The organism is Zavarzinella formosa DSM 19928 (assembly GCF_000255705.1).
In the GTDB taxonomy this organism is placed as follows: domain Bacteria; phylum Planctomycetota; class Planctomycetia; order Gemmatales; family Gemmataceae; genus Zavarzinella; species Zavarzinella formosa.
Window position 1 is genome coordinate 198259 of record NZ_JH636439.1, and the last position, 4440, is coordinate 202698.

Sequence of the window (4440 nt, forward strand, 5' to 3'; positions counted from 1 at the left end):
CGTCTTGCCAAGGGCGGGCCACAGCCGTCGCTGCACCGTCAGATAGGTAAGAGCAAGATCACGACGGGCTGCCTCATCCGGCAGCCCCTTTTCTCGCCGCCGCCGGTCCCTGGCATCCTCGGACGGAATCTGTCCGCCCAAGTCCGCCAGGATGTCGAATAAATCATCAGTCTTCTTTTTCACCGAACCGCCTCCGAAAAGAGGCGTCGGGAAATGATCAGTTTGATTGGCACAGTGGGCCAATCAAACTGATCATTGCTGAGAATCCCGGATCACTGATGAATATTGCTGATCAGACACAACTTATTGGCCGGATAAGGGGTTACGGACATAAATTCCATAACTGAAACCACTTAGCGAAAGGCATAAGTAGTTTCCCCCCCCTCTCCGGTTAAATCATTACAAATTAAGGTTTTACGGCACTAGCCGCGAAAGTGTTTTTTTCATTTCTGTAAACCACCTTCCCCGTTTCCTCCCCTCTGGTTTACAAAACGGTTTACAAGTCTTAACCGTCGCGCCACCATACTGGTGCAGCATTCGGGTTTGCAAAAGTTTACAACCCGATCCCTGCCGGGTGGCCGCAAAAAAATCTTGCCGTCCGATCTTCGTCGCATCCGGGAATTTTCCATGCCCAAGAAATCACACATGACGTGGGTTCCCGTCGGCAAGCGATGGATGAAAAAAAACCAGGGCAAGATGTACTCCATTTCCTGCCGCCAGCTCAACTGCCCCGAGACACGCGAGGGCAGCATTGACGCCGCCAACGCAAGGCTTCCTCAACCAGCAGCCACAGAACGAGACGCGAAATGTCCTCCGGCGACAAACCCATGAGAGCTTCGATTTCTTCCGATGCCGGTTCGCTTCTTGGTTCGCCATTCGGCCGTTCGCTTTCGTAGCTCATGGGTGCTCCTCAAAAATCCGCATCCGTGCGGAATCCTCTCCTGTCGCTTCAATGACAATTCCGGGTGCAAAATCAGATCGAACGGAGTGGTGAACTCCAGTTCTGGGTACGGGTTGCTTGGGGCTGACCGGACCAGTGCCGTGATGGCGGGACCGTCGCCGCCGCCGGCGTTCCCCTCGCGGCGGTGATCTCCCCCGCCGCGAGGGGAACGCCGGCGGCGAGCGAGTGGCGGCCGGACTCGATGCCGAGGTCGGCGAAGAACGCCCAGAAGTATTCCGTGAGCACCCTGTGTCTTTCCGGAGCGAGATAGTAGGGCATGGACAGCTCCTTCGGTGTTGGTGAAAACGGGCGATGTTGGTTAGCGATTAAAAGCCGAGGTAAATCACCCGGCCGGGATTCGCGGCCTGAATGTCCCGGCAGACGGCGCTGAGCCTCTCATACGCGTCATCGTCGCAGAACTCCCGCCACTGGCCGTGGGTCCGCATGTGACCCTTGACGGCCTCGAACCGGGCGATGTCCCCGTTCTTGACGCCGACCCAAACGACTTCCCCACTGTCAATCGGCCAAGTATGCCGTTGCGGGGGCCAGGGCTCGACCGTGAAGAGGGGCTTGGCGAATTTCTTTTCCATCATGCGGCCTGCCTTGGCGATGGCGGCGAGAGACACTTTCCACATGGCAATTCTCCTTCGTGCCCCGGCTGGGGCGGGTAATGAATCAGGCATCCGCTGCCAAAGGCTCCCCGGCCTCCTGCCGGGGTTCGTCATTCGTCTTGCAAAGCCGCCGCTTTTCGCATGTGGCCCGTTCGCCGTGGTCGGTCAGGGCCGTCACGAGCATCTCATAAAGGGTCTTCAAAACTTCGCCGATTTCCTCCTCGCGGAGGCGCGGAGCCACCACGGAGACGAGTTCCCTGGACAGCCGAAAGGCCGTGTCGTGCGTTGCGCGTTTGGGCATGTCACTTTCCCTGTCGGCGGTTCATGAGAGCCAGCAGGGTGGCAAATGCGGCCATGCTGAGGAGAATGGCCAGGCACACGGATTCGCCGTTCATGGCTTCTCCGTTTTCTTGAGCATGGCCGAGACCCCGATGACAAGGTCGACCACGTCGTCGATCCACCCCAGGACAGGGATGACATCGGGGATGAAGTCAATCGGGCTCAGGGTCAAAACGAGCATGCGCGCCCATGCGGTCATCAGTTCTTCCTTTCGGCGTCGCCGCAGGTTGCCGTGGCGCGCCTTTCAAAGGCCCAATGATTGATCGTTTGTCTTTGGCTTTTCAGGGGTGGGTTCTAACGTGTGGCCGAGCACCGACTTCCTGACATCCTTTGGCTTGTCATCCTTCAGCAAATCATCCGTGACGATCTGTTGAGTCGGATTTCTCGGAGCCCCGGGCTCACGGGAAGCGGGCGAGCCGTTGAGGAAGGCCGGAATAATGGCATTCCAGAGGTCTTCCCTTCCGCCACGAAAGGCGGCCATCATCTCGGCCCAAAAAGACGGCCGCATTTTTTTCTCCGCAGCCTGTTTCCTCACTTCGGCGGCGATGCCGACTGGTGTTTTCGGATCGCCTTTTTCCTCGTTCATCAATCATCCTTTCGGAGGGGATCGAACCTTTCTCCAAAACATGATTGGCCTCCTTTTCTTTGGTCGTAATAGTTGTTGAAATTCCCTCTCGAACCTGAAAACACAACGCACAACAAGCGGTCTGAGCCCTGATGCGTAGACAATCGCCGCCCTTGGCGGCAATGCCATGATTTCATCCGGATGCAACAAGGGCCTTGCAATGGGTTGCATACCGTAGCCATTGTTGTGTCCCTTCGAGTAACTCGCCTTTCCAACTGATCCGTGCTGTCACCCCAGTTCCTTCCGCTGTTGAGGGAACTGACGGCGATGGTGGCATTCCCGAGTCTTTTGCTCACCAGATCGGCCGTGGACTGCTCGCAGAGCCCATGTACACCTGCGTGAGATTCCCAAGGGCGGTGACATGCTGGCCATGAGGGAAAGAAGTCATCAACTGGCTAATGCCTTGATAAATTAAAATCAGGCGAGCCCCGTATCCGCGTAATTGGTTCAGCGCCATTTCGACGCTTTCAAATATTTGAGGGCGCCCGCCTCGTCGATGAGAAAGACAGTCTGGTTTTCGCCGATGGCCTTGGCGTGGCTGGAAGAGATTGACCGGCAGACATGCTTGGCGGTTTGAGTCGTGCATATTTTCGAGGTCGAGATTCATGCCAAAAAACTGGAAACGGTTCGGCCTGCTCCTGCTCATCTTCAATACCTCCTCCGTCGCGGTCCAGTTTGCTTGTTCGATGACGGGGAGGATGATTCGTGCCGTCCCTCTCCATCGGTCGTAAGATGTGGCGGTCTGTCTGATGGTATGAGGGGGATTGATGACGTGGGACGTGGCCATCCCGGTGTTGTTCGCGGCGCTCTTGCACGCTGGATGGAATGCCCTCGTCCGGGCCGGGACCGACCGTGTGCTCGACACCGCGCGAATCGCCGCCGGGGCCGCGCTGGTGGCTACCCCGTTTCTCGCCTTCCTTCCGTTTCCCGCCACCGAATCGCTGCCGTTTCTCCTGGCGTCCGGAGTTGTGCATGTCGGCTACTTCGCGATGGTTGCCGTGACGTACCGCGTCGGCGACCTGAGCCTTGTCTACCCACTGATGCGCGGAACCGCCCCTGGCCTCACGGCCATTTTCGCGGCTTTGCTGCTTGGCGAGTGGCCTCGGGCGTTGGGATGGGCCGGAGTGTTCCTCATTGCAAGTGGCGTGCTGCTGCTCGCGTTCGGAGCCCGCGCCTCGGCCGGGCAGAAGTTCGCTCCGGCGGGGCTGGCTCTGGCGACGGCGGCGATTGTGGTGCTGTACACAATGGTGGACGGCGTGGGGGCGAGGCGTTCGGGGAATGCGTTCAGTTACACGGGCTGGATGTTGGTCATCACCGCCTTGGGCTTCTCACCGGCGGCATTTTTCATCCGTCGCCGGAGGGAAGCAGTCGCCTCGGGACGTTGGTGGAGGATCGCGTTGTTCGGAGGCGGGAGTTCATTCGCGTCTTACGCACTGGCATTATGGGCAATGACCCGCGCGGACATCGCCTTGGTTGCAGCGCTGCGGGAAACGTCCATCCTGTTTGGCGCGCTGATCGCGGTATTGGTGTTGCGGGAGCGAGTGTCTCGCTGGCGGGTGCTGGCGGTGGCGCTGGTCGGAGCCGGTGCGGTGGCGATCAAGTGCTCGTGAGGAGTCCGCAGAAACCACAATCTGCCCGCCGATCCGTCAAGGTTGAACGTGCCGTCATGGCATCGGCTCTCGCCGCCCTCACCCATGCCTTCGCGTCTTACGTTGGCGAAGGAAGAAGATAACAAACAGCGTGCCAGATGCAACCCAGATTGCCCCGGTTCCAACCATCTCGCCACATTGCCGATGAACGAGTTTTTGGGCGTCTCCCTGACGGGCCGGTCCTTCCAGCACTCCGCTTTGCTTCGGTCACTGCGTGACGCCTTCGGCCGCAGGGCCATTCCGTTATTCAACGTGGGGGATGCCGATAAGCTCCCG

The 4440-nt window shown here is 58.7% G+C and carries 7 protein-coding genes and 1 pseudogene; 1 reads left to right on the forward strand and 7 read right to left on the reverse strand.

The annotated features are described in order from the left end of the window. The 7 genes and pseudogenes from BGIM_RS64615 to BGIM_RS68140 form a co-directional block, all read right to left on the reverse strand. Positions 1–183, reverse strand: a 183-nt coding sequence (locus BGIM_RS64615) for a hypothetical protein (RefSeq protein WP_029629650.1), incomplete at its 3' end; no start/stop codon positions are given. A 790-nt stretch (positions 184–973) separates the two neighbouring features. Continuing rightward, a complete protein-coding gene (locus tag BGIM_RS0101710) occupies positions 974–1219 on the reverse strand; it encodes a hypothetical protein (RefSeq protein ID WP_020468070.1) in 246 nt (81 codons plus the stop codon). 47 nt (positions 1220–1266) lie between these two features. Continuing rightward, positions 1267–1575 (reverse strand): hypothetical protein, encoded by a 309-nt coding sequence (locus BGIM_RS0101715; protein WP_020468071.1) that lies wholly within the window; start codon positions 1573–1575, stop codon positions 1267–1269. A gap of 40 nt (positions 1576–1615) precedes the next feature. Beyond that, positions 1616–1852, reverse strand: a complete 237-nt coding sequence (locus BGIM_RS0101720; protein ID WP_020468072.1) for a hypothetical protein — start codon at positions 1850–1852, stop codon at positions 1616–1618. A gap of 90 nt (positions 1853–1942) precedes the next feature. Then, a complete protein-coding gene (locus tag BGIM_RS60130; RefSeq protein WP_020468074.1) occupies positions 1943–2089 on the reverse strand; it encodes a DUF1232 domain-containing protein in 147 nt (48 codons plus the stop codon). A gap of 45 nt (positions 2090–2134) precedes the next feature. After that, positions 2135–2476 carry a hypothetical protein gene (locus tag BGIM_RS0101735; protein ID WP_020468075.1) on the reverse strand — a complete coding sequence of 114 codons (342 nt, stop codon included), beginning with the start codon at positions 2474–2476 and terminating at the stop codon, positions 2135–2137. Positions 2477–2479: 3 nt separating this feature from the next. Continuing rightward, positions 2480–2707 (reverse strand): annotated as a pseudogene (locus BGIM_RS68140) (type IV secretory system conjugative DNA transfer family protein); the annotation flags it as partial. Positions 2708–3282: 575 nt separating this feature from the next. On the opposite strand from BGIM_RS68140, the gene BGIM_RS0101745 reads away from it, so the two are divergent. After that, positions 3283–4125, forward strand: a complete 843-nt coding sequence (locus tag BGIM_RS0101745) for an EamA family transporter (RefSeq protein ID WP_020468077.1) — start codon at positions 3283–3285, stop codon at positions 4123–4125. The last annotated feature ends 315 nt before the right edge of the window (positions 4126–4440 follow it).

What these genes read in the sequence shown, in the direction of transcription:
- BGIM_RS0101745 (WP_020468077.1), top strand. Translation starts at nt 3,283, where the DNA reads ATGACGTGGGACGTGGCCATCCCGGTGTTGTTCGCGGCGCTCTTGCAC.
- BGIM_RS60130 (WP_020468074.1), bottom strand. Translation starts at nt 2,089, where the DNA reads ATGACCGCATGGGCGCGCATGCTCGTTTTGACCCTGAGCCCGATTGAC.
- BGIM_RS0101720 (WP_020468072.1), bottom strand. Translation starts at nt 1,852, where the DNA reads ATGCCCAAACGCGCAACGCACGACACGGCCTTTCGGCTGTCCAGGGAA.
- BGIM_RS0101710 (WP_020468070.1), bottom strand. Translation starts at nt 1,219, where the DNA reads ATGCCCTACTATCTCGCTCCGGAAAGACACAGGGTGCTCACGGAATAC.
- BGIM_RS0101735 (WP_020468075.1), bottom strand. Translation starts at nt 2,476, where the DNA reads ATGAACGAGGAAAAAGGCGATCCGAAAACACCAGTCGGCATCGCCGCC.
- BGIM_RS0101715 (WP_020468071.1), bottom strand. Translation starts at nt 1,575, where the DNA reads ATGTGGAAAGTGTCTCTCGCCGCCATCGCCAAGGCAGGCCGCATGATG.